A 23,606-nucleotide genomic window follows, 5' to 3' on the forward strand; every position below is an offset into this window, starting at 1 on the left:
GGATCGTGCGTCGTTCCTCCGGAGGACGACGCACGATCCTACGGATCGTCAAGACGACAACCCCCTCCGGGGGTTAAACCAATTCCTCCGGAATTGGTTTATGAATTCCTCCGGAATTCACGCGATACGCGCGAATTGACTTGCGGCCAGTTCGGCGTGTGCAGCGCCCCCTTGCTAAACCACCGGGGCGGTTCAGCCCCCGATTGGTTGACCGTCAGGTTCGCTCACGTTGAGGTTAAAGATCGGCGGGCTGTGTGGGTAGGTGACGGAGATCGGCTTGGGTGACTGGGTCGCGAGCAGCTGACGCGACATCATCACACCTCAGCGCGGGCTTGCCTGACGGTACCGTGCGCGGACCACCGTACCGCACGACACCCTTTCAGGTCTACCCTTGACGAACCTGCTGCATCACTCCGTGATGCCCGGGTAGAGTCCGTGAAAACACGGCACCACCCCCGGAGCACACTGACTCTCGGAGACATCCCCCGCCAGAAAGGACCTCAACATGACTTCCGAAGAATTCACCGCACGCGCACTAATCCACCGATCCGTGCAGAAGAAAGCCACGGGAATGGACCGGGAAAAGGTAGCCGAGGAAACCGAAAAGGCTCGAGGATGGGAACGCCAGGCGGGACGGGGAATTGACGAACCGGGACGCCTGGACACCCTGCACCACGCCGAGTGGAAACACACCGAATGGCGCCGCATCGGCTACGTGATGACCGAGCAGCACATGGACACATACAACCCACAGGCCGACCCCAAAGTGGCCCAGTGGGAACAAGCCCGCATCCAGCGCGCGGCCGCCACAAGCAGCACAGGCCAGGGGCCAGCCGTGGGAGGAGACCTCCGGCGATACCGGGTGATGGCGCGGCGCCAGGACCCTGCGCACCCAGGAGTCTTGACGATCACCCACTTCGCCGACGCTGGCTCGGTGGAGGAGGCCGCGCAGAAGGTGCGTTCGGTGCATGAGCGGGAGGGCGGCCTGTATGGCATTGGTCTGTACCGGATCGTGCGGGTAGAGGAGGCGCAGCCCGACGAGGGTGACGAACTGTCCCGGCTGAAGGCGTTCGCGCGGCAGGCCCTGGCGGTCACGTGCCCGGAAACGATGGCGTGGAGGCGGGCGCTAGAGGCGCTGGCTGAAGCGGGTGGGCTGTGCACCGCCAGCACGTTGGATGCTGATGGTGATCGCGTTGTGTGCTGCCGTGAGGCCGGCCACTACAACCCGCAGGAGCAGCCCTCAAACGGCGGACCGGGCGGTTGGCACCGTGTGGGCGGCGTGATGTGGACCGACGCCGGCGCGGCGGCCCGGCCTCACCAGCCCGCCTGACGGCGTCACAGGCGAGGGAGCGAGCAGTGATCTGGAGTGGGCAGGAACAAGGCGCGGGACGCGGTGCGGCGGCAGGGCAAGGGGATGTCTGCTGCGCAGGTGGACGAGGCGGTCGCTGAAGCGGCTGTGCGGAAGCGTGAGGCACGTGAACAGCTGTGGTCCTTCTCCGGGCAGGGGCCGTATCCGTACGCCCCGGACCCGCAGGGGCTGGCGGAGCTGTGGGAGGCAAAGCACGCCGAGTGGCGTCGTGTTGAGGGTCTGATGGGTTCCTCGGGCTGGGCGACGTACGACCCGAAGCAGGACACTCAGGGGTCCGCCTGGGCCCAGGAGCGTGCGGAGCGGCGCAGCAGGGCTTTGGAGGCCCATGCTGCCTTCTTGAAGCAGCGGCGGGAGGCGGCGGAGGAGCTGCGGGCCGAGGTGTGGTTGTCCGCGGGGCCGAGCCGGCAACTGCGGGCGGTCGCCAGTCGGGTGGGTCTTGCGCCGGAGCGGGTGCTGGCGTTGTTGGCGGAGCGTGTGATTGTCGGCGAGGACGGCGCGGTGTCTGTTTCGCCTTTCGTGCCGTCGCGCTGAGTTCCTGTATCGCGTGAACAGGCGCAGCGGTCTGTTCGTGAACGTGTCCCGGATGCGTTCGGTATTTCGCGGGTGGTTCTTCGGGTTTCTGTCAACTGCAGCTTGAGGGGAGTCGGAAATTGAGTGGGATTGAGCTTCGGTCTCATCAGGTAGAGGCTGTGGATGCGATTATTCTGGGGCTTTCGGTCCCTGCGGGCGGGGTTGTGCCTGCCCGGGGTCTGCGGGGTCAGGTCCGGTCGTCCACAGGGTCGGGCAAGACGATCACGGCGGGTGTGGCGGCGTTGCGGATGGTGCCACGGGGGCTGGTGGGGATCGTGGTGCCGACGCTGGAACTGCTGACACAGACCGTGGAAGCGTGGCGGGCGGTGGGGCATTCGGGCCCTGCGGTAGCGGTCTGCAGTCTGGGGGCTGACCCGCTGCTGGAGGCGTTGGACGTGCGGTGCACGACCGATCCCGCGCAGCTTGCGCGGTGGGCGGCCAGTGGGCCGATGGTGGTGTTCGCGACCTATGCCTCGTTGGCCCCGCAGGGGGCGGGAGACGGCCAGGATGACGAGGGCGCGGCGGCGGGGGTGCTGGAGCGGGCCATGCGCGGGTCGCCCGGGGCCCGCATGGGTCCGTTCGACCTCCTGGTGGTCGATGAGGCGCACCGGAGTTCGGGTGATCTTGGGAAAGCGTGGGCGGCGGTTCACGATCAGGGGCGGATTCCGGCGGTGCGGCGGCTGTATATGACGGCCACACCGCGCCTGTGGGAGGCCGTTCCCAGTGCGGCCGGGTCCACGGGCGGGAAGGGTGCGCAGGGCGGCTCTGAGGACGGCTTGGGCGGGCGTCTGGTGGCGTCGATGGATGATGTCGAGCTGTACGGGCCGGTGCTGTACGAGCTCGGGTTGATGGAGAGTGTCGAGCGGGGCGTCCTCGCCTCGTTTGAGATCGACGTGCTGGAGATCCGCGACCCCGAGACGCCGGGTCCGGATGCGTCGGTGGAGGAGCAGCGGGGCCGGCGGCTGGCCGCGTTGCAGGCCGCGTTGCTCAAGCACTCCGATGCCACCGGTGTCCGGTCGTTGATGACGTTCCACAGCCGCACGCTGGATGCTATGGCGTTTGCCCGTGCGTTGCCGGAGACCGCGGCCGAGCTGTACGAGACGGATCCGGTGGCCTACCCCAAGCGGGTGGGGGCGGAGTGGCTGTGCGGGGAGCACGCGGCCGGCCACCGGCGGGCGGTGCTGGACCGGTTCGGCGACGGCCTGGACGCCGAGGGGTGGGTGACCGACATGGGGATCCTGGCGTCCTGCCGGGTGCTGGGCGAGGGTGTCGACATCCGCGGCAAGCGCGGGGTCGGCGGTGTCGTCTTCGCCGACACCCGCAGCTCGCCGGTAGAGATCGTGCAGATCACCGGCCGGGGCCTGCGCCAGCATCCGGGCGAAGGGAAGGTCGCGCGGCTGATCGTGCCCATCTTCCTCCAGCCCGGAGAAGACCCCGAAGACATGATGGCCTCCGCCAGCTACCGCCCTCTGGTCGCCGTTCTCCAAGGACTCCGGGCACACGACGACCGGATCATCGAGCGCATGGCCCTGCGGACCAGTACCTCCAGCGGGCAGGTCATCTCCGTGGTGGCCCTTGACCCGCAGCACGAGGACATCGACGAAGACGAGGGCGAGCAGGCCGCAGACGAGGCAGTCGACAGCACCAGCGCCGCCGAGGACCACGGCGAAGACCACCCCGAAGAGAGCGCCGAGAGCGCGGAGGCCGACAGCGGGTCCCAGGAGCAGGAAGAGAGCGGGGCGGAGGCGGCGGGGGTACCGTTGCTGCGGTTCTCTCTGCCGCGCAACCCCGACGTCATCGCCGCGTTCCTGCGCACGCGCGTGTTGCGACCCGACTCCGAGGTGTGGCTGTCCGGCCTCAACGCCTTGCGTAAGTGGGCCCAGGCCCACGGGGATGCGCAGGTGCCGCTGGACGCCGTGGTGCCCATCGGCGCCACCGAAGGCGATGGCGGCGACGGCAACGGCGAGACGTATGCGCTGGGGGCCTGGGTCAGCGAGCAACGTCGTCAGTTCCGCCTCGGAACGCTGAAGCCGTGGCGCGCCGAGCTGCTGGAGGAGCTGGGTATGGTCTGGTCGGTCGCCGACGCCCGGTTCTGGAAGAACCTGGCCGCGGCCCGGGTGTATCACACGGTCCACGGAACGCTCGCCGCGCCCAAGGACGCGGTCGTGGACGGGGTAGCCGTGGGCCAGTGGCTGGCCAATCTCCGCAAAGCCGGGGGCCTGGGCCGGGACGAAGCCCGCGCGGCCGACCGCCGCAGGGCGCTGGAAGCCATCGACCCCGGCTGGAACCCGGGCTGGCCCATCGACTGGCAACGCCGGTACGCGGCGCTGGCCAGCCTGATCGCGGACCAGGCGACGCTGGCTGAGCTCCTGCCCGGCGTCACCTTCGGCGACCAGGACATCGGCGCGTGGCTGAAGGCACAACGTGAGAACTGGGAGCAGCTGAGCGACGGACAACGCGAGCGCCTGAGCGGACTCGGTGTCACGCCGCTGCCCGCGCCGGGAGAACCGCCCGCCAAGGCGCGTAAGGGCGCCTCTGGCGCCTTCGAGCGAGGGGTCGCGGCCCTGGCGCAGTACAAGGCCCGTACCGGCTCAGTGAAGGTCCCACGACGGCACACAGAGACGATCCTGGTCGATGGCCAGGAGCACGCGGTCAAACTGGGGGTGTGGCGAAGCAACATGCGTAGTCGGCGGACTTCGCTGCCACTGGAACAGCGGCAGCGGCTGGCCGAGTTGGGGCTGTTCGACTGACCGACTCGCGGGTGGAGTGTCTGGAAGCGACGAGACGGATGGGGAAGCTGTTGCTGGCCGCGGGTGCTTTTCGTGTGACTCCGCTGCAGGGTGAGATGACGCTGTCGTTCCTGGAGCGGATCGCGGACAGGTATGGCCTGGCGGTGAGGAGTCTGCTGTCGACGGTTACCGAAGCGGCTGGCCAGCAGGCCGTCATCGGGGCTCTACAGGGCGACAGTGAGGTGTTCTTGAACGCCGCGGCCCGGGACCGGGTCGCGGCGCTGTGTCGTGTGCCGCAGGTGGGCTTACGCCGTGCGTTGCCGGCCTGGACGCGGGAGGAGCCGCTGGGCCCCTCGAAGGAGAGGCCGACGGCGCGGCTCCACAACGGGGTCGAGACGGTTGCCGCCTGGGGTCCGGCGTGCCCGGGCTGTGTGGCTGCGCGGACCGGCCGCGTTGCACCAGCCCGGGTGTACCTGGCGGCGCACCAGCGAGTCTGCCCGCGCCACCGGTGCTGGCTGATGAGCGTGCCTGGCAGCGGGGGCCGTGTCGTCGGGTTGGCCGGATGCCCGGAGGTGGTCCAGGCGCAGGAGGATCACCGGAGGCTGCTGCGCCGCTCCCCCGTCGCTGGTTCGGCGTTCGAGGTTGCTGAGGCGGTCACAGCCTGGTGGTGGGCGCAGAAGTGGCCGGAAGAAACTACGTGGCCGGCGAGGCTGTGTGCGACGGTTGTCGAGGGCGAGGAGCCCGGGCGGTGGCGGGTCCTGGCCCGTGGCTTGGTCACCTATCCGGAGACGGTGGCCGTTGCCGGGGTGTTGGTAGACCAGACGATGAGGCGCCGTATCGCAGCCCAGGTGCGCGGCCATCTCCCTTTCTGCCTGGGTGACCTCCCCGTGCTCGTCAGTGAGCTGGCGCGCTGTCTGCGGCGGTCTTGGCTCGCTGATCGCCTGGGATCGTGCATGGACGGACCGCTGTTCGCCTGGGCGCACCAGTGCAGCGAGGCGGCGGTAGTTCCGGAGGGCGACGGGCAGCGGTTGCTGTGGAAGGTCCATCCCGCGCACCGGCCTCGTCTCTTGGCTGTCGAACTCGCCCAGTACCTGCGGGAGGTGGCCGGCGGTGAAGCCGCAGAGGCTCTGCCCCTCAAACGGCGGCGCGGGCACAGCCGCCAGGCCGACGAGGCCTTCGAAGCGGGCCTGACTTGTGCCTGGGCCTACGCGGCTGCGCGGGGGCATCTGGCCACACGGGCGGACACGCTCCAGGACGGCTTTCCTCTGGGGGCGTGGATGACCAACCAGCGCATGCTCCGTCTGGGGATGCCTGCCTGGCGCAGCGCCGCGCTGCGTGCACTGGACCCGTACTGGGACACACCGTGGCCGACCCTGTGGCAGCGCACCTACCACCAGGCCAGATGTCACGTCGCGGAACAGGGCCCGTTGGATGCGCGGGGAGGATTTCCCGGTACCGGTCTCAGCCTGGGCGAGTGGCTGTACCTGCAGTGCACCCGGTTTCCGGATCTGCATCCTGAGCAGCAACGGCTCCTTGCACGGCTGGGCATCGATGCCGCGGCGGCTCGGGATGCCCGGCCCCGGCGTCGCAGTCAGCGCGCCGGGGAGCAGGAGGCGCTCGCCCATGCCCGGGCCTGGGCCCTGGAGCACGGGAGCCTGGCGGGAGTCGGTGTCAGCACCGTGCATGAGGGCTATCCGCTGGGCAGGTGGCTTTCCGACAGGCGCGGTCAGATGGGGCGCGGGGTGCTGTCGTCAGGCCGTGCCGAGGCTTTGACACGGATCGACCCGTGGTGGCGGCCGCCCTGGCACTTGTGCTGGCAGCGTTCCTACGAGCACGCGTGCCAGCAGCTCCAGCAGGTGGGGGGCGGGGAGTTGGTTGCGGGCTTTCCGCTGATGGACAGGTCGGCGCAGGAGTGGTTGCGCGTCCAGCAGCGCCGCTACCACCTGCTCCTGCCGGGCCAGCACGATCTCCTCGACCAGCTCGGTCTGAAGCCTGAGACGGCCATCGCCGAGGCACCGGCCGCCACGGCCAGTACGTCTGTTGCGCCCGTGCGGGCCCCGGGTGGCCCACAAGGAGATGAGGAAGGTGCGCCAGCGGTGGGAGGCCTTCCTGCAGTCGCACAGCACAGGCCGCTGGGAGTTCCCCGGGTCGGACAGTGCCCCAACCACCGAGCCGGGTTCGACAGCGCGCTGGTACACGCCCGGGCCTGGGCCGACGTCCACGGGCACCTGGCCGTTCCACGCGATACACGGCAGAGCGAATTCGCGCTCGGAATGTGGCTGTTCAGCCAGCGCAACCGCGCCAAGCAGCGCGCCCGGAAAGGCAAGCCCGCCTCGCCGCACCTTGGACAACTGGCCGCGATCGATCCGTGGTGGAACCCGCCGTGGGACCTGCACTGGCAGCGCAACTACTACCGCGCCCGCGACTGCATGCGTGCCGGCCGTGGAGCCGACACGGTGGGCGGTCTTCCCGTCGGGAAGGACGCCCTGGGTATCTGGGTCAAGCGCCAGTGCACCCTCTACGACAGCCTCCACCCCGACCAGCAGCACCTGCTCGCCGCTATCGGCATCACCCTCGAAACGGCACGGGCGCGGGTCGGCCCGCGTGACTCCCGCCGACTGACCACCACGCCGCGCTTCGATACCGACGTCGCCCATGCCCGCTCGTACGCGGCCCGGCACGGACACCTTGCTGCCCGCTCAAGCGATGAACACGAAGGCTTCCCGATCGGGCGCTGGCTGGCCGAACACCGCCAGCGCGCCCGCAAAAAGAGCGGAACGTCGCCTCAAGCCCGGGTCCTGGCCAGCCTGGACCCGTGGTGGAACCCTCCCTGGCCAATGCGGTGGCAGTACGCCTACCACCACACCCGCACCCACCCTGATACCCCACGCGCCACACGATGGATCACCGCCCAGCGCCAGGCATGGCCGCTCCTACACCCGGACCAGCAGCAGCTCCTGGCCGACATCGGCATCAGCGTGGGCAGGTAGCTCTAGTTTCAGCGAGCGCGCTGCTGCTCGCTGTGGTACGCACGGGCCAGGAGCCCAGCGAACGCAGCGGCTCGCTCAACGCCGTACCAACCACCTTGAATTTCGAGGACGAACAAGTGCTTCCGTCGTGCGGGATACGTGAGTCGCTTCACGGATCCCGCACGCAGCAGCGGCCGCCCGGGATCCCGGGCGGCCGCTGCCTCAACGAGTCGCTGTGCCTCAGCTTGAGGCACTCATGATGGGTCTGCCTATACAGCAGCTCCTGTTCTTCCCTGTGGGCATGGCAGAAGGGACTTACGCATCAGCGTCGCCTTCCATCTGTCATGCGATCGGGATGCTGCAAGTACTCTTCGATCTCCCTCACTAGCTGCTTTACTTCTTCGCTCAGCTCTGGGTTTGCTGCAGCACTCAACGCCAGTTGAACGGCCGCGAATGTGTGTGTTCCGGCGCTTGTTCCGCTGGCTTCACACACAAACAGTGCTGGATTCGTTCCCAGTTGCGAGGGCATCGGAGAGTCATTTTTTGGCGGGCTATCATGTTCCTGCCTTTCGGTATGAAGCATTTCTAGATAGTCCCGTGCATCTTCGTCGCCTCGTTCTGCCGCCCACTTCCACCAACGCAATGCCTCTTCGTCCCGGTCTAGATATTCCAGGAGTTCCGCGATTCGGCGTGTTTCTTCCGCGGTGGCTTTATGCGCGCACTCACGTGCTAGCAGCAGTACGAGTTCGCCCTTAGCTTCGGTGTGCTCTGGGTCGTCCGGGCAGGGGGCGGGGGCCGGGGGCCAGCCGGCAAGCTGGCCCCCCTCCGCCTGTACCGAGTCCTCGGGTGTCCGCGAACTCTTCGAAAGTGCCTGCTCAGAGCGTTCGAGCAGGGCCCATACGGCGAGGAGCCGGATAGCGCTCTGCTCATTTTCCCTGTCCCAGGTGCTCATGCGGTTCCCTCCTCGCCGGTCTCGTGGACGAACTTCTTCAGGTTATTGATGGCTACGCGGATGATGCGCTTCACCGACTCCTCCTTAAGGCGCAGGCGCTTCCCGGCGTCTTCAGGGCTGATGTCCTGGAGAACGCACAGGGTTATGACCTGCCGCTGCCGGTCGGGAAGTTTGGCAACTAGTTCATCGATACCCTCTTTAATCATTTCGTAGGCAGCATCGGGGATGCCGATCTGGGATTCTTGTTCGGGCAGTTCCTGCACCGGTGCAGGAGTCATGCGCTGATTACGCCGGAACTGGTCGATCACCGCGTTCTTGACCGCGGTGCGGCCGTAGGCGGCCGGGTTACCGGGCCGCGCAACGATCTTTTCCCACGATGTGAACATACGCATGTAGGCGACCTGCACAGCGTCTTCCGCGCTGTGCAGGTCGCCGCCTGCTTCGGCCCGGGCCACGCGGGAGAACACCGCGCTGGTCTCGAGGACGAACGCCTCAAAGTCCGTGCCCCGGTCGGGCTCGGTCACGCAGCCTCCCGGGTGACGATCGCCGACGGGCCCTGCTCCGAGTGCTTGTAGAACAACCAGGTCGGCTGCCCTTCCTCGAAACGGGCCGCGGCCCCGCCCTGCGGCAGCGCCGTCGCCATAGCGATCATCGTGGCGCGCTGCTCGCGCTCCGTACGGGTCTGCAGGTACGCCTTCAGGCATATCTGCACCGCGCTCTTGGTACGGCGCAGCGCGTAGTACGCCAGGAACATCAGCGGGACCGAGATCCCGCCTGCTCCCATCCACTCGAGCCAGGTCACCAGACCGGCCTCCCATCATCGACTCGTTGATGAGGACCCTTACGCCCTCACTTCCTACACGCGCCGAGGCGCCGGAATCCGGATGCCGCAGGCCAACTTTTTTCCCTCGCACCCAAGTTGCCGCACCATGAACCCTCTGACCAGCGAAAACACGAGTTGTCGCCGATGGGATGGGGAGCCCGCCCCATGGAGTTCCCGTCGGTGACCAGCGCCCCCTTCAAGGGGGCGGGCTGCAGATCGTGCAGGAGGGCAGCCCCTGCGGGGTACTGGTTCATCTGGGGGCGGCCCGGCCATCGGATGGTGATGTTGCATCACCTCGACGAGGTAACAACATCAACCTCCCGCCGGAACCGCACGCTTGGTATCAGGAGGCGCGCACCGGCCGGGACGGGCAAGCCGCCATTCGGGGCAACGTGCCCGAGCCGGACCCGACGGCGGGGCTTGCCCAGCTGCGGGCATGCGGGCACCGGATCCCAAGGGCTTCGGCGAAGGCCTTCTCCGGCATGACAGCTCCCGCATACAAAGTGGGCGGCCACGTAGCACTTGGCAAGAATCGAACTGCGTTCCTTGATCGCTAGGTTGAGCGTAGTTCTTGACCTCCGCGTAGAACATGTCGTTCTGGTAGGGGTCACCGCGCCTGGCTCCTCCCAGATCGAAGGAGAACGTCCGGTCCCCGTACGGCCACGGCAGAGTCAGCCGACGGCCGCAAGACTCCGAGTCCGTGTTCGCGTACGCGCCCAAGATGCGCATCGTGCCCTCGAGAAGCCCTTCACCTGAGCGTCTTCGCCAACTACCACGGACGTAGCTTAGTGCGACCGAAGCATCACGATAAGCTCCAATGGGCCAATCCCTTGCCACGCCAACGCCTACCAGCTCCTGCATTGGGAGCGGACGACCTGGGGAAGTGAGCCAACGACGGGCCGAGGACCGGACCGAACTACTGCGAAAACGCCCGCCCGGATCGGCGAACACGAGACCGTGGTGGAGTGATCCATCATCCCGGCCTCCTGCGGACCGCTCCCCTGCAGAGGGAGACGACCTCGTCGCTGATCTGCCGCATCGCAAGCCACTATGGGTTGGAAGCGAAGGTGTTGCGGTCGTGCTGGCAGTGGCGCAACTACCCGCCTGGGCACGACGGCGGGGGCGCGCGGGCCGACGCCGAGGTGCTGCTGAACGCAGCCGGACGGCAGCTCCTGGCAGGCCTGTGCGGCGTCGAAGAAGACGTCCTGGCACGGGCGTTGCCGTCCTGGGGACAAGAGGACTCCAAGCTGTCGGCCGGAAGGAACGGAGTGCCGGCGGCGGCGTGGAGGACCGGCGGCGCGGTCGCCGGGCCGGTCGCCTTCGGCTGCCGCCTGTGCGCCGCCCGGCGTACAGGGACGGCCGTGCGGGTCATGCGATACGCGCCGCGATGGGAGCGGGTGTGTGTCCGGCACCGGCGGTGGCTTCTGGACGCGGACGCCGACCAGGTCCTGGAGCACCTCGATCTTCGCGGCGTGCCGGAGGTGGTCACGGCGCAGCGGCGGTGGACGGGTGTGGCGCGGCGGGCGGTACGGGCCGGAGTCGAGCCGGAGAGGGTGTTCGCTCTGGCTTATGCGGTGGTGGCCCGGTGGTGGGAGCAGGCTCTGCACTGGGAGCGCGAGGCGGTCTGGCCGCGGCGCCTGCACCAGGTCGCGGGCGGTGACGCCGGGGGTGATCTGGAGCGGTGGCGGATCGTGGGGCGGGACGCGGTCGTCTTCCCCGAGGTGGTGGCGGTCGCCGACGCGCTGCTGGACCCAGCCATGGCCCAGCTGGTGTGGGTCGACAGTGGTGCCGGGCGGCCGCGGGCGCTGCCCGCCGACGGGATGTTCTGCCGCCGGCTCGGCGAGCGGGTCGGGCGGGAGTGGCTGGGGCCGCTGGCCGCGACCGACTACGGCGGCCCGCTGACCTCCTGGATGGGCACTGTCATCCGCATCCGCCGCGGCGCCGGCGGACCACCCGGATACGACAACGATCCCTGGTGGCTGCGCCAGGAGCACCAGCCCGCCACCATGGCCGGACAGCTGCGGGTGCTGGGCAAGGAGAAGAAGGCGCCCGGGTCGGGGAGGATGTGGCGTGCGACGGTGCCCGCCGAGCAGCGTGCGCTGATCACCAGTGCCATCGAAAGCGCCGAGGAGCAGCTGCTGCAGCTGCGCGGGGTGCAGACCGGCCCGACCGCCGACGTCGCGCGGCGGCTGCTGCGCGGGCTCGGTCACAGTGCCGGTCTGATCGAGAATGCCTGGAAACGGACCGCCCTGGCCGCGGCCAACGGCGGGGTGCCCCTTGAGGAGGTCGCCCGGTGGATGGACATGCCCGTCGAGGTGCTCCGGGAGATGCTGACCGCGAGCGGGCGGGAAGACAGCGGCTGAGAGCGATGCGCCAGGGGGCGACTCGGCTGTTAGCTGATACGGCACTCGTTCGTGGCAGAAATACTGAAAACGGCGGCGTCTGCCGGCGGGAGCGGCTTGGCTGGCGCGAGTGACCAGCACAGGAGCGGCCCGGCCCCGGAGCCGGGCAGGGCGAGCGGCCGTGGACCAGGGCAGCGGGTTCGAGGCGGTGTTCCTTGACCCGGTGGGACAGGCGGTCCAGCAGCGGTGGGCGGATGCCGCCATGACCGTGGCGTTCGAGGAACTGCCGCCAGTGTCGGCGTTCCCGGTGATCCCGGGGCGGCGCTGGGGTCCTGGCCTGTGGTGGTCGGCAACCACCGGACGGCACGTGGCCGCGGGGTCGAACGCGATGCGCGGCCAGCTGATGGTCCTGGACCGCGACCCGGACGTGACGGGCCTGGCGGGGCGGCCGGTGCGGCTGCTGTGGCGTAACCCCCGCGGCCAGGTGCGCTCCTGGGTGCCGCAGCTATTCGCCCGTCGTGCCGACGGCACCGCGCTGCTCGCCGACTGTCCCAGCCACGCGGGCGCCGGCGGCGAACGCGCCCGGGGCGCCGCCAAGGCCGTCGCGGAAGCGTGCGCGCACATCGGCTGGAGCTACCGGCGCCTCCCACCGCTCGACGACGTACTGGCCGCCAACCTGAAATGGCTGTCCGGTTACCGCCACCCCCGCAACGCCGGCCAGCCCGGCCTGATGCCCGCTGTCTTGGAGGCGTTCACGCGGCCGCGGCCGCTGATCGAAGGCGCCAGCGCGGCCGGCGACCCCATCGAGGTCCTGCCCGCCGTCTTTCACGCCCTGTGGCACGGACAGCTGACGGCCGGCCTGGACACGCCGCTGCACGAACGCGTCCCCGTCGGCCCGCGGGGCTGGACCGGCCCCCAGACGGGAGATGCCGGGTGACCGCGCGGCGCAATGCCCGGCCGGCCGTGAAGGTCGGTGCTCACATCCGCTTCCGTGGCATGAAGTGGCAAGTGGTCGCCCTGTCGGGACAGGACATCCACCTCGTCGGCCCGGAGGGCGGCGGTGAGGCCGTGCTCGCCGGGCACCTGTTCGCCGACCCCGGCTTCACCGTCGTCGGGGCCGATGCGCCTCAGGCGGCCCCGCAGTGGGGGCTGTTCGAGACCGCCCCTGCCGCGGCGCGTGAGAAGGCGCTGGCGTGGCAACGACACGTCAGGGAAGTCGAATGCGGCCTGCCTGGCGGGCCCGGCAGCGAAGGAGCAGTGCGCGAGCAGTACGACCCCGAGCGGTACACGCTGGCCGAACGGGAGCAGGCCAAGGCCCAGGAGCTGACCGCGCTCGGATTCGGCCGGGTCTCGCGCACCACGGTGCAGCGCATGCGGCTCGCCTACCGCAAGCAAGGCCTGTGGGGGCTGCTCGACCACCGCACCACCCGCGCCTCCAGCCCCACCGGCCGGGCCGACGAGCGGGTCGTCGCCGCCGTCCGCGAGGCACTGCGCCGCCGCCGCGGCCGCTCCAAGGGCACCATCAACGGCCTGTTCCCGCTGATCAACCAGATCCTCGAGGACCGGCACGGCCCAGGCACGGTGCCCGCGCCGTCCCAGGCCACGCTGTACCGGCTCGTCACCAACCTCGCCCGGCCCGGCGAACTGCCCTCCGGACCCGTCCGGCAAGTACCGGCGAGCGTCGACGGGCGGGCGTTCACCCCAGCTACGGCGCTGCGGCCCGGCGAGCAGGTCCAGGTCGACACCACCCGCCTGGACGTCCTGGCCCTCTTCGACGACGGGCGTCTGGCCCGGCCCGAACTGACCATCGCCGTCGACGTCGCCACCCGTGCCATCCTCGCCGCCGTGCTGTGCCCGAGTGCGACCAAGGCCGTGGACGCGGCGCTGCTGCTGGCGGAGATGGCCGTCCCGCACCCCGCCCGCCCCACTTGGCCGGACATCCTGCGCATGGACCACGCCCCCGCACTCCCCCACCAGCGGCTGGCCGCGCTGGACGAGCGACTGGCCGGGGCTGCGGCCCGGCCCTTCGTCCTGCCCGAGACGATCGTCGTCGACCGCGGCAAAGTCTTCGTCTCCGCCGCGTTCACCGCCGCCTGCGAACACCTCGGCATCAGCGTCCAGCCCGCCCCGCCCCGCGCCCCTACCGCCAAAGGCATCGTCGAGCGGACCTTCGGCACCATCAACGCCCTGTTCTGCCAGCACCTGCCCGGCTACACCGGATCCGACGTCACCCGCCGCGGCCCCGACACCGAGAAAGACACCTGCTACAGCGTCCCCCAGCTCCAGGACCTGCTCGACGAATGGCTGGTGCACTACCACAACCGGCCCCACGAAGGCCTGCGCCACCCGATGATGCCGAAAAAGGCCCTCACCCCGAACCAGATGTGGGCGGCGCTGGTCGCCGTCGCCGGATACGTGCCCGTCCCGCTCACCGGCAGCGACTACCTCGAGCTGCTGCCCGTGCGCTGGCAGGCCATCACCCCCGCCGGCATCACAATCCACCACCGCACCTACGACCACGATCTCCTCGCCCCGTACCCGGCCAGACCTCCCCCGTCGCCGGCCGGGGCGGGAAATGGGAGATCCACTACAACCCCCACGACGTCCGCCAGATCTGGATCCGCCTGCCCGACGGCGAGCTCACCGAAATCCCCTGGATCCACCGCGACCACGTCCACCAGCCGTTCAACGACCACACCTGGCAGCACATCCGCACCCACGCCCACCACAACAACCACGACGACAGCCAGCAGCATGAGGCCGGCCTGGCCGACGCCCTCGACCAGCTCATGCGCCGCGTCCACAGCGGCCACGCCACCACCACCGAACAAGCTCTCCTCGCCCGCGCCACCACGCTGCCAGTTCCCGCCGCACGGCACCCGCATTACGGCACCGGCCCCATAACCGGCGAGCCGGCGCAGCACCGAGAGGACGACAGCATCGACGACCTCGACGACCTCCCCGAGGACGACACCCGCCCCGCCGCGGCCGCCGGGTTCGGGCTCTACGACGCATACGAGGAAGCCGACAAGTGGTGAACACCCGCCCCCACCCCGCAGCGCACCAACCGCCCAGCGCACCCGCCGACGCGGGCAGCGGCAACACGGCCGAACCTTCCTGGCCCCTGACCACCTGGCAGGGCTGGGACCGCTTCGCCACCACCGACCCGCCCGCCCCGCCCCAGCCAGACGACCCGCCCCGCAGCCGCGACGAACGCCTCGCCTACCACTCCGCGTTCGTCACCATCCGCACCCCCGCCATCAGCAAGCTCGCCACCCAGGTCCGCACCCTGATGATCCTCGGCCGCCACCAGCAGACCACCGCACGGCCCTCCCTGATCGTCACCGGACCCGCCGCAGCCGGGAAAACCACCGCCCTGCTGAACGTCGGCCGCGCATGCCACCTCGCCCACACCCGCAAGAACCCGCCCCCGCCCGGGTCAGCCCACGCCACGACACCCGTGGCGTACGTCCTGGTCCCTCCCGGCGCCACCGCGAAAACCCTCATCACTGAGTTCGCCCGCTACCTCGGCATCCCCGTAACCACCCGCATGACCCAGACCCAGATCACCGACGCCGTCTGCCACACCTACACCCAAGCGGGCGTCCAACTCGTCCTCATCGACGAAATTCACCGCCTCAACCCCCGCACCACCACCGGCGCCCAAACCGCCGACCTGATCAAAGACCTCACCGAACGCCTCCCCGCGACCTTCGTGTACGCCGGCATCAACGTCACCGACACACCCCTGTTCAGCGGCACCCGCGGTGCCCAGCTCGCCGGCCGCGCCACCCTCATCGACTGCGGCCCCCTCCCCGCCCGCCACGGCACCCGCCAGCCGTTCCGCGACGTCATCACCGACATCGAGAACGCCCTCGACCTCCAGCAGCACAAACCCGGAACCCTCCCGGCCCACGCCGCCTACCTCCACCAACGCACCGCCGGCCGCATCGGATCCCTCACCCGCCTCATCCGCCAAGCCGCCATCACCGCCATCACCGACGGCACCGAACGCATCACCAAAACCGCCCTCAACGCGGTACAACTCGACCACCTCGCCGAACAACACAGACGCCCCACCCACAGCCGCTAACCCCACCCGTCAAACAGGCAAAAAAGCGCTGACCAGTGAAAACGCCAACCGAGTCTTTACGCGCTAGGACTACCTACAACCCACCCGGGCCACACTCCACACACAACACATACGCCCAGCTCACACACCCCGCCCACCCCGACCCAACCGCCCACCCCGCCTCTCAACAAACCCACAACACCGCAGGCCAACAAACACTCGGCCCACCAACAAACCCCCCTCCGAGCGTTATCGATCCAGATCTACGGAGCCGAAGCCTGGGCGAAGTTTGCCGGGGCGAGCGACTACGACCAGAACATCCACATGGACTACCCCGGCCACAGCCTGCTCGTGCCGAGCAGCGCGCCCGGATTCCAGCAACTGGAGATGTTCGTCTATCTCGCCGATGTCCCGGAGGACTGCGGCCCGGCGCATCTGGTAGCGCGTCGGCACTCGCAGAACCTGCCCGCGGTGCCGGACCGCTATCTGCGCCCGGGCTTCGAGAGCGGGAGCCGCTTCCATCAGCCCGGCGGCTCGCCGTTGTACGACGTCGAAGTTTCCGCGGCCGGTCCCGCAGGAACCGTAGTGGCTTTCGAGGCAGGTACGTTCCACCGCGGCACCGGTATGACCGCGCCGCGCGGGGCTCGCTATACGATGCACCTGAACTACCGTCCTGCTGCCGTGACCTGGGGCCAACGACGCGGTTGGGCGTATGCGGCGGTGCAGGAGGAGTGGTACAGCTTCGTCTCCCGTGCCAGCCCCCGCCAGTTGCAGGCGTTCGGCTTTCCGCCGCCGGGCCATCCGTACTGGACTCCGCAGACGCTGGCCGGCATGTCGCTGCGGTATCCGGATCTCGACCTCTCCGCCTGGGCTGACGCCGTCGGTCAGAAGTGAAGGGAACGTGAGCCGGGGGTTCGGCCAGGACCTGCCTCATCATTGATCTTGTGGCATGCGTCAATTGCCCGAAGAGATACGCTCACGCGTCGCTGTGACGATCCAGACTGCCCCGGGGATGCAGACACCGTCTGCGGTCTCGAACTCCGTGAGGGCGTCGTGTACGTCGGCACGGATACGGGTGACAGTTGCCGGGTCGACATTGCGCAGGTTGTAGCGCGTCGGGCCCATGGAGAAGATGAAGTCGGCGGCGTCGCCCGCGTTGGCGCCGAAGGTCATGGGCGCCTCGACTGGAGCCACCTTGATGTCGGTGAACCCGCTGGAGGCGAGCACTTGGCGGATGCGCGCTGGGTCGAGGAGCGACCCCATACCCCTGGATGCGGGGGATGCCTCGCGCAGGAACGGCGAAAGTGCAGCGGTTGCGCGGGCGTAGGCGCTGTCCGGGCCCGCGGGCTGCGGGCCCAGGAACGCAAGGCGGCCGGCGGGCACGAGCGCGCGCCTGAGATGGGTGAAGGCTGCGACGTGGTCGGCGAAGAACATGACACCGCCGCGGCTGATGAGGACATCGAATCCGCGGTCGGGGAGTAGATGCACCTGTGCGTCACCCTGCTCGAAGGTGACATTTTCGAGACCTTCCGCGGCTGCGTCACGGCGGGCACGTTCCAGCATCGGCGCGGACAGGTCGATACCTACGACGTTTCCGTCGTAGGCCCGTTGCGCTGCGAGGCGCGTCGTCTGGCCGGTGCCGCAGCCGACGTCGAGGACCCAGTTCTGGGTTGTGATGTCCGCGGCGGCGAAGAGGGGTGTGTTGAACGAGCCCATCATCCCGTTGTAACGCTCGGGGTGTTCGGCCCAGAGGATGCCCTCCCAGTCGTTCCATGCCTCTGCCTGCTGACGGTTGGCGATCGTGTGCACGACTTGCCCTCCAAAGATTAGAGTTCACCTCTAGAGTTCAACTCTAGATATAGACTCCAGTCATGGGTGCTGGCAAGGGGAAGCAGGGCAGCAAGGCTCAGGAGACACGGCGACGGATCATCGAGGCGGCCGGCGCGCTCTTCGTCGAGCGGGGCTACGGGGCGACAAAGCTGCAGGAGATCGCCGACCGGGCAGGGGTGGCGGTGCAGACCATCTACTTCGTCTTTCGCAACAAGCCCTCGCTGCTCAAGGAACTTATCGATGTCGCGATCGCGGGCGACGACGAACCCGTGTCGACGATGGATCGGCCCTGGTTCATGGAGGTTACGACCGCGCCTACCGCCGAGTCCGCACTGGCCGCACTGGTCGCCAGCACGCGTAGGACACTCGAACGCGTCGCGGCCATCAACGAGATGGTCCGCGCCGCGACAGCAACCAACCCGGAGATCAGAGAGTTGTGGCCGGATCAGGCAGACCCGCGGTACACAGTGATCGCGACAGCGGCGAAGTCGCTGACCAAGAAGCCAGGCGCCCGCCCCGCCATCCCCGCCGAAGAAGCGGCGGACATCATCTACGCCATCCTCAGCCCAGAGCTCTTCGTGGTCCTCACCCGCGACCGCGCATGGCCACCGGCCAAGTGGGAGCAATGGGCGTATGACGCCCTCAGCTCTCAGCTGTTGGTCGACAACGGGCCCTGGCCAACTCGGCTTTTGAGGGCGACATAGTCCGCAGTTGGCCAGCGCCGATGCATCGGGGGCTCTGATCGTGATCGAAGAGACAGGCCCTAGAGGACACCACCGTCAGCCCGGCCGTACCCAACACCAGCTGACACACGGACAGAGCCGCTCAACGGACTCTGTTCGAATTCTGACCTGCGAAAACTCTCACCCAGGGTTCAGACACAGGCACTAACGGCTGAAGTGACAGCAGTGGATGGTTTTTCAGATAAAAGCCCCCTTCAGGTGCCCGAAGCAGCTTGCCGGGGATGGCTCTGCCGCCAGGGCACGAAAGGCAGCCCGAAGTGCTCGATCATCTGGTCGGCCTCGTCCGGGCACGTCGAGTTCCGCCGCAAGAGACGCGCCCGCGGCCTTGAGGATCCCATGCACCCACCTCAACTCCCCGTCCTTTGCTGCGGAGTTGTTTCAGCTCATCTCGCTCGGTGGTGGTCATCCGGTCATCGCCCTCGCCGGTGGCCGCCTCGGCCTGGCGGACCCAGCCCCACAGGGCTTCCTTGGGGATCCCGAGGTCCTTGGCGATGCGCTCGATCGTTGGGCCGGTGGTCCGGACCTTGCGGACGGCTCGCTCACGGAGCTCTCGCACGGACGACCTCCTGCGGCAAGTACGGGGCGCATGGGTCGCTTGACTCTGCACTTCCCAGCCCTGCTCGAATCGCGGTCGACCCCGGTTGGATCTCGGCCAGGGCGTCAGCCGCGGCTGATCCGGCACCAGCCCGGGGAGATGGCTCGAAGGCAACCGTCGGGCAATGCGGGCGCCGGTTCTTGTCAGTGGGCGTCGCTACGGTCCCCGCGAGTGTCCGTCGCCGAAGGGGAGGGCTCCGTGGACAAGAAGCCACGCCGTTACTACAGCAACGCCACGATCGCCGCGCTCATGACTCTGGCCCGGGGGGGTTGTTACTGGCCCGACTGCAACATCCCCACTATTCGCATGATCAACGGCGCGCCCAAGCTTAGCCTCGAGATCGCCCACGTCCGGGCCTTCGAAGAGGGCGGCAAGCGGTTCGATCCGAGCTGGTCGGTGAAAGAGCGCAACGGCTTCGACAACCTCATCCTGTTATGCAATCCGCACCATGAGGAAGTCGACGGCCCCGACAGCGAGAAGTACCCGGTGAAGGTGCTGCTGGGCTGGAAGGACGCCCGTGAGGCCGATGGGCTGGACGCGCTGGCGGGGCTGGGCGAGCTCACCAAAGCGGAGCTCGGCGAGATGATCGCCACTGCCCAGAGCGAGGTTGTCGACCGCCTCGGGCCCGCGCTGGACGAGTTCGCCAAGACCGCTCCGGAGCTTGCCGCTCTGCTCAAGGTCGTCGTCAAGGAGCTGGCGGACCCGAGGGTTCACGGTTTCGGGATCTCCGAGGACGGCATCACCATGCTGCACAAGTCAGCGCGTACCTTCGCCAACCTGGAGGACAGTGCCAACGTGCCGGCCAAGGCCGCCGACTCCCTGCGGAATCTGGAGGACAGCGCCAACGTCCTGGCCAGCGCCGCCCGCTCTCTCCGGAACCTGCCAGACAGCGCTGACGTCCTCGCCGACGCTGCCGACTCTCTCGTGAATCTCCCGGATAATGCCCGGGTTCTCTGGCGGGCTGCGGACAAGACTATGAAGGCTGCCGACTCCCTCGAGAGCCTCCCGGACAACGCGAAGCTCCTTTCCGGAGCCGCGGACAGAGCCCTCAGGGCTGCCGACGCGCTGAATCACACGCGCTACTGAGGCTGCAGAGGAGAATGCGGCGCTCGAGCGCCTACCGGCGCGCCTGGCCGATCAGCCGGGCGCCGTCGTCCCGGCCGGGCACGGCCAGCTCGCCGGGCGCAGCGGTGCCCCGTTCCCGAGCAAGCCGCCCCATCCCGCTCCCCCATCCGTTCATCAGCAGACGGCGTAGGAGAGAAGCCGGGACGTTCACCACAGGCCTGACCTGCGCGGACAGGGCCGTTTTCAGGGCCGGGATGTATCAGATGGTGCAAGGGAACTCGCGTCGCGAGCACTCCGGCTGGCCGGCCGCCGACGGTGAGAAGCCGTGTCGTAACTTCACCGTAGTCATCCACGCTGGCAGTTAGGCTGATCGGCTGGGCGCTGATGCAGACAGCTTCGTCGCAGTTCCCCACAGGTCTCCTCCGACGATCTTGTCGGTGCTGGCCGTATGAGAGCCGCACATCCGAGCCGTGAAGTGCACCCGAAACGCACGCACGGCGAGCGGCGCGCCCGCCTCCCTGAGCCTGGTCCGCAATGGTATGCGCGGCACCGGAGAAGAACTGCTCCGAACCGGCCACCACGGCATACGCATGATCCAACTCCACCCAGTAAGCACGAGACCTGGCACCAGAACGGCACCGGGACAGGCGCCAACCCTAGGACAACAGAGAGATCACATGTCCCCGATGCACCACAAAGCCCATCCTCCTTCGGCAGCCGTCATCCACCACGTCTCGATCAACTTCCGCATCGTCGCCAGGGGCGGCTGGGGCGAGGGCGGGTGAGGTGCAGCCCTGCAGACGGGTGGACGACGAGATCCGCCCCCCTCCCCTATGCCCGGCGCGCAGGGCGTCATCATCAAGCCGACCACGTCACAGGAGGGTTCAGCCGCAGTCCTCGCGGTGCCCGCTCGCCCTCGGGCCCGTCCCGGCGCAGAAGGCCCTGACGATCGCGGACGCTCACCACATCTCGCTGCGCCATCTCCAGCAGCTGCTCGCCGAGGACGACACGTCGCCAGCTGCGTGGATACGCCACCGCCGTCTGGAACGCTGCCGACTCGACCTGGCCAATCCCCGCCTGAGCGCCCGCCTGATCCAGGGCATCGCGGAACGCTGGGGCTTCACCAACCCGACGCACTTCAGCCGCTTGTTCCGGGGCGTCTACGAGATACCGCCGCGGAACTACAGGGACCCGCCGCCCTAGGCGTGCGCGAATCGGCAACAACCCTGCGCGGAACGACAACTGCGGCAACCGTCGCCCCTGACATTCTAAATTCCGTAGCCAGCAACCTCGAGCTATCTGCCTCCACCAGGCAGCCACACGATTTGGATCACGTAGTTGGGGGAAACGATGCGCATACGTCGGACACTGGCAGCCGTCGCACTGGGGTCATCACTGGCATTCGGTGCCCTGAGCGCCGTACCTGCTCAAGCCGCGCAAGAGTCAGCCCAGTCTCTGCCCTCAGGCTGCAGCGTGGTCAAGAACCTCACCAATGCCCGGGGGCAGTGCACCGCCCCTGGCAGCTACCACTGGCAGGTGTCGATTACTTGCGACGTAAGCTGGGCGACCAGCGACGTCATGACAGGCCGCGGCCAGGTCAACGTCTACTGCCCCTTTGGCCGAGTGCTCTTCGCAAGCATCCTGGAAGCCTGAGGTTGCCTGCCTGTCTTTGCCCCGGAATCCCAGCCCAGACACCAGCCGCAAACTAGACGTCGTGTTGAGCGCCCACGAGAGCGCGGCACCGGTTTCTGAACTGGGCGAACGAGCCACGGGGCTTTGCGCTCCCAGTCATGGCTGAGTGCGCAAAGCCCATCGGCAGGCGGAGCGGGCTGAGGCTTGGACACCGGTACCAGATGAGGGCTCCTCCGGGTGAGTGTTCGGTCGTAGCGCCATCCCCTGCCCTGCCCGGATCGCGGCTACGGACGCTGCAACCGGTGGCACGGCGCCTGGGCACCCACGCTCGGCATGCAGCTCGACCGGCTCATCGCCGCGACCGCGGCCCAGGAGTACGTGCCTCTCTACGTGCCCGCCCAGCGCGGCCGCCGGGCATCGCACCTGTGGGTCACCGCGCGGGACCACGACCAGTACCTGGACGCCACCAACGACGACCTGGCCGAACCCCAACCCGGGAACGTCGACGACCAGGACCACGCCGAACCAGCTCGTCTTCCCCTGAGCCGCGCCTGTTCCTACCAGCAACGGCAAGAGGAGAACGAGGAACGCGGCAGCATCCCGCGGGACACCGGCGCCATCCTGCCCGCTGGTATCACACTCGCCCAACCACCACCGCCCGCCCCTTCCCGAGCCCGGCACACCCCGCTCCCGGCACCACCGACACCAGCACCGGCTTCCCGGCCCGACCGTCCCCACCCCACCGCCACAGCAGCGCGTGCCCGCCACAACGGCCCCGCACGGGCCACCACCGGCTCCACGCCCCGGCGCGGAGCAGGACCGGCTGACCGCCGCCGCGCAGCTGGGCTGCGCCGTGGAACAGGTCGGACCGTGCGCGTCGTGCCAGAAGCTGACCCACCGATACGGCTCCGGCGGCAATAATCTGCCGATTGATCGTGACGAGGTCGAGGAACGGCCGTTCTTGAGTCAGCTCAGCACACGGCTGTTCTTGAGTCAGCTCGGGAGCGGTTGACGAGATCCCGCCGATCTTCATGATCGGTCGGGATCCTTGTCGTTTCCGGGGCTGTTCGACCGTGTCTGGTGGTCGACACACGCGGCCTGCCGCTGCCGGTCACGGTCACCCCTCGCCCCGTGTGCCGAGTCAGGCGGGGGACCCGGTGTCACCGGGCCGGACCAGCCCGGGCTCGTAGGCGTGGACGACGGCCTGGACGCGGTCGCGCAGCCCCAGCTTGGCCAGTACCCGGCTGACATGGGTCTTGACGGTGCCTTAGGTCAGGTGGAGGCGGCCGCCGATCTCCGCGTTGGACAGACCGCGGGCGATGAGCACGAGCACTTCGGTCTCGCGCTCGGTCAGGGGGTTCGGTCCGCGCGGGCGCGGTCGCCACGTACCGCTCCAGGAGCCGGCGGGTCACGCTGGGTGCCGCGACCGCGTCGCCGCGGGCCACAGCCCGGACGGCCGAGAGCAGTTCAGGCGCGAGGGTGTCCTTGAGCAGGAACCCGCTGGCGCCGACGAGAAGTGCGGAGTAGACGTACTCGTCCAGGTCGAAGGTGGTCAGGACCAGCACGCGGGTCCGCGCCGCGGCCACGGCCCGGCAGATCCGGCGGGTCGCTTCGACTCCGTCGACCTCGGGCATGCGGATGTCCATCAGCACGACGTCCGGCCGCAGTTCGATGGTCATGGCGACGGCCTGCGCGCCGTCGCCGGCCTCGCCGACCACCCGCATGTCGGGCGCCCGTTCAAGGATCAGCCGGAAGCCGGTCCGGACCAGCGCCTGGTCGTCGACGAGCAGGATATTGATCATTTGCCCTGGTCCTGGAGGTCGGGTTCGGGAACGCCCACGCCATCGCGAGGTGCGTGCGCCGGGCCGGGCCCGTGGATCGGAAGGGCCGCAAGTACGACGAAACCGCCGTGCGG

Annotated in this window: 17 protein-coding genes and 2 pseudogenes; 12 read left to right on the plus strand and 7 right to left on the minus strand. The window is 68.6% G+C overall.

The window, feature by feature from the left end; translation table 11 throughout:
* Positions 1-505: 505 nt before the first annotated feature.
* The 4 genes from ABTY62_RS42075 (at position 506) to ABTY62_RS42090 (ending at position 7,658) form a co-directional block, all read left to right on the plus strand.
* Positions 506-1,330 carry a hypothetical protein gene (locus ABTY62_RS42075; RefSeq protein WP_352134666.1) on the plus strand — a complete coding sequence of 275 codons (825 nt, stop codon included), beginning with the start codon at positions 506-508 and terminating at the stop codon, positions 1,328-1,330.
* 36 nt (positions 1,331-1,366) lie between these two features.
* Positions 1,367-1,900, plus strand: a complete 534-nt coding sequence (locus ABTY62_RS42080; protein WP_352134667.1) for a hypothetical protein — start codon at positions 1,367-1,369, stop codon at positions 1,898-1,900.
* A 119-nt stretch (positions 1,901-2,019) separates the two neighbouring features.
* Complete coding sequence (locus ABTY62_RS42085) at positions 2,020-4,689, plus strand: DEAD/DEAH box helicase (RefSeq protein WP_352134668.1); 2,670 nt, start codon at positions 2,020-2,022, stop codon at positions 4,687-4,689.
* Positions 4,690-4,727: 38 nt separating this feature from the next.
* On the plus strand, positions 4,728-7,658 hold the full coding sequence (locus tag ABTY62_RS42090) for a Helicase associated domain protein (RefSeq protein WP_352134669.1): 2,931 nt from the start codon (positions 4,728-4,730) through the stop codon (positions 7,656-7,658).
* 301 nt (positions 7,659-7,959) lie between these two features.
* On the opposite strand, the gene ABTY62_RS42095 is transcribed toward ABTY62_RS42090, so the two are convergent.
* The 3 genes from ABTY62_RS42095 to ABTY62_RS42105 are packed head-to-tail and all read right to left on the minus strand — an operon-like array spanning position 7,960 to position 9,391.
* A complete protein-coding gene (locus ABTY62_RS42095; RefSeq protein ID WP_352134670.1) occupies positions 7,960-8,589 on the minus strand; it encodes a hypothetical protein in 630 nt (209 codons plus the stop codon).
* Positions 8,586-9,113 (minus strand): RNA polymerase sigma factor, encoded by a 528-nt coding sequence (locus tag ABTY62_RS42100; RefSeq protein WP_352134671.1) that lies wholly within the window; start codon positions 9,111-9,113, stop codon positions 8,586-8,588. Before ABTY62_RS42100 ends, ABTY62_RS42095 begins: the two co-directional genes overlap by 4 nt.
* On the minus strand, positions 9,110-9,391 hold the full coding sequence (locus ABTY62_RS42105) for a hypothetical protein (protein WP_352134672.1): 282 nt from the start codon (positions 9,389-9,391) through the stop codon (positions 9,110-9,112). The genes ABTY62_RS42100 and ABTY62_RS42105 overlap by 4 nt, the downstream gene beginning before the upstream one ends.
* 1,076 nt (positions 9,392-10,467) lie before the next feature.
* On the opposite strand from ABTY62_RS42105, the gene ABTY62_RS42110 reads away from it, so the two are divergent.
* From ABTY62_RS42110 to ABTY62_RS42130, 5 genes and pseudogenes are all read left to right on the plus strand, one after another.
* Positions 10,468-11,775 carry a DNA-binding protein gene (locus tag ABTY62_RS42110; RefSeq protein WP_502997629.1) on the plus strand — a complete coding sequence of 436 codons (1,308 nt, stop codon included), beginning with the start codon at positions 10,468-10,470 and terminating at the stop codon, positions 11,773-11,775.
* A gap of 160 nt (positions 11,776-11,935) precedes the next feature.
* A complete protein-coding gene (locus ABTY62_RS42115) occupies positions 11,936-12,691 on the plus strand; it encodes a TnsA-like heteromeric transposase endonuclease subunit (RefSeq protein WP_352134674.1) in 756 nt (251 codons plus the stop codon).
* A 59-nt stretch (positions 12,692-12,750) separates the two neighbouring features.
* Positions 12,751-14,792, plus strand: a pseudogene (locus ABTY62_RS42120) (TnsB C-terminal domain-containing protein).
* A gap of 86 nt (positions 14,793-14,878) precedes the next feature.
* On the plus strand, positions 14,879-15,847 hold the full coding sequence (locus tag ABTY62_RS42125) for a TniB family NTP-binding protein (protein ID WP_352134737.1): 969 nt from the start codon (positions 14,879-14,881) through the stop codon (positions 15,845-15,847).
* Between the two features lie 303 nt (positions 15,848-16,150).
* Positions 16,151-16,720 carry a phytanoyl-CoA dioxygenase family protein gene (locus tag ABTY62_RS42130; RefSeq protein WP_352134676.1) on the plus strand — a complete coding sequence of 190 codons (570 nt, stop codon included), beginning with the start codon at positions 16,151-16,153 and terminating at the stop codon, positions 16,718-16,720.
* A gap of 60 nt (positions 16,721-16,780) precedes the next feature.
* On the opposite strand, the gene ABTY62_RS42135 is transcribed toward ABTY62_RS42130, so the two are convergent.
* Positions 16,781-17,635, minus strand: coding sequence for a class I SAM-dependent methyltransferase (locus ABTY62_RS42135; protein WP_352134677.1), 855 nt, complete (start codon positions 17,633-17,635; stop codon positions 16,781-16,783).
* 62 nt (positions 17,636-17,697) lie between these two features.
* On the opposite strand from ABTY62_RS42135, the gene ABTY62_RS42140 reads away from it, so the two are divergent.
* Positions 17,698-18,360 carry a TetR/AcrR family transcriptional regulator gene (locus ABTY62_RS42140; RefSeq protein WP_352134678.1) on the plus strand — a complete coding sequence of 221 codons (663 nt, stop codon included), beginning with the start codon at positions 17,698-17,700 and terminating at the stop codon, positions 18,358-18,360.
* 304 nt (positions 18,361-18,664) lie between these two features.
* Here ABTY62_RS42140 and ABTY62_RS42145 read toward each other — a convergent pair whose 3' ends face one another.
* Positions 18,665-19,081, minus strand: coding sequence for a transposase (locus ABTY62_RS42145; protein ID WP_352134679.1), 417 nt, complete (start codon positions 19,079-19,081; stop codon positions 18,665-18,667).
* Between the two features lie 111 nt (positions 19,082-19,192).
* On the opposite strand from ABTY62_RS42145, the gene ABTY62_RS42150 reads away from it, so the two are divergent.
* Together ABTY62_RS42150 and ABTY62_RS42155 are read left to right on the plus strand one after the other, a co-directional pair.
* Complete coding sequence (locus tag ABTY62_RS42150; RefSeq protein ID WP_352134680.1) at positions 19,193-20,080, plus strand: hypothetical protein; 888 nt, start codon at positions 19,193-19,195, stop codon at positions 20,078-20,080.
* A gap of 783 nt (positions 20,081-20,863) precedes the next feature.
* A complete protein-coding gene (locus tag ABTY62_RS42155; protein WP_352134681.1) occupies positions 20,864-21,262 on the plus strand; it encodes a helix-turn-helix transcriptional regulator in 399 nt (132 codons plus the stop codon).
* 1,063 nt (positions 21,263-22,325) lie between these two features.
* Here ABTY62_RS42155 and ABTY62_RS42160 read toward each other — a convergent pair.
* Both ABTY62_RS42160 and ABTY62_RS42165 read right to left on the minus strand, forming a co-directional pair.
* Entirely contained in the window at positions 22,326-22,724 is a 399-nt protein-coding gene (locus tag ABTY62_RS42160; protein ID WP_352134682.1) for a hypothetical protein, read from the minus strand.
* Positions 22,725-22,832: 108 nt separating this feature from the next.
* Positions 22,833-23,493, minus strand: a pseudogene (locus ABTY62_RS42165) (response regulator).
* Between the last annotated feature and the right edge of the window lie 113 nt (positions 23,494-23,606).

It is taken from the genome of Streptomyces sp. NPDC097640, from assembly GCF_040302705.1.
In the GTDB taxonomy this organism is placed as follows: domain Bacteria; phylum Actinomycetota; class Actinomycetes; order Streptomycetales; family Streptomycetaceae; genus Streptomyces.

What these genes read in the sequence shown, in the direction of transcription:
- ABTY62_RS42090 (WP_352134669.1), top strand. Translation starts at nt 4,728, where the DNA reads ATGGGGAAGCTGTTGCTGGCCGCGGGTGCTTTTCGTGTGACTCCGCTG.
- ABTY62_RS42130 (WP_352134676.1), top strand. Translation starts at nt 16,151, where the DNA reads ATGGACTACCCCGGCCACAGCCTGCTCGTGCCGAGCAGCGCGCCCGGA.
- ABTY62_RS42140 (WP_352134678.1), top strand. Translation starts at nt 17,698, where the DNA reads ATGGGTGCTGGCAAGGGGAAGCAGGGCAGCAAGGCTCAGGAGACACGG.
- ABTY62_RS42160 (WP_352134682.1), bottom strand. Translation starts at nt 22,724, where the DNA reads ATGAAGATCGGCGGGATCTCGTCAACCGCTCCCGAGCTGACTCAAGAA.
- ABTY62_RS42075 (WP_352134666.1), top strand. Translation starts at nt 506, where the DNA reads ATGACTTCCGAAGAATTCACCGCACGCGCACTAATCCACCGATCCGTG.
- ABTY62_RS42095 (WP_352134670.1), bottom strand. Translation starts at nt 8,589, where the DNA reads ATGAGCACCTGGGACAGGGAAAATGAGCAGAGCGCTATCCGGCTCCTC.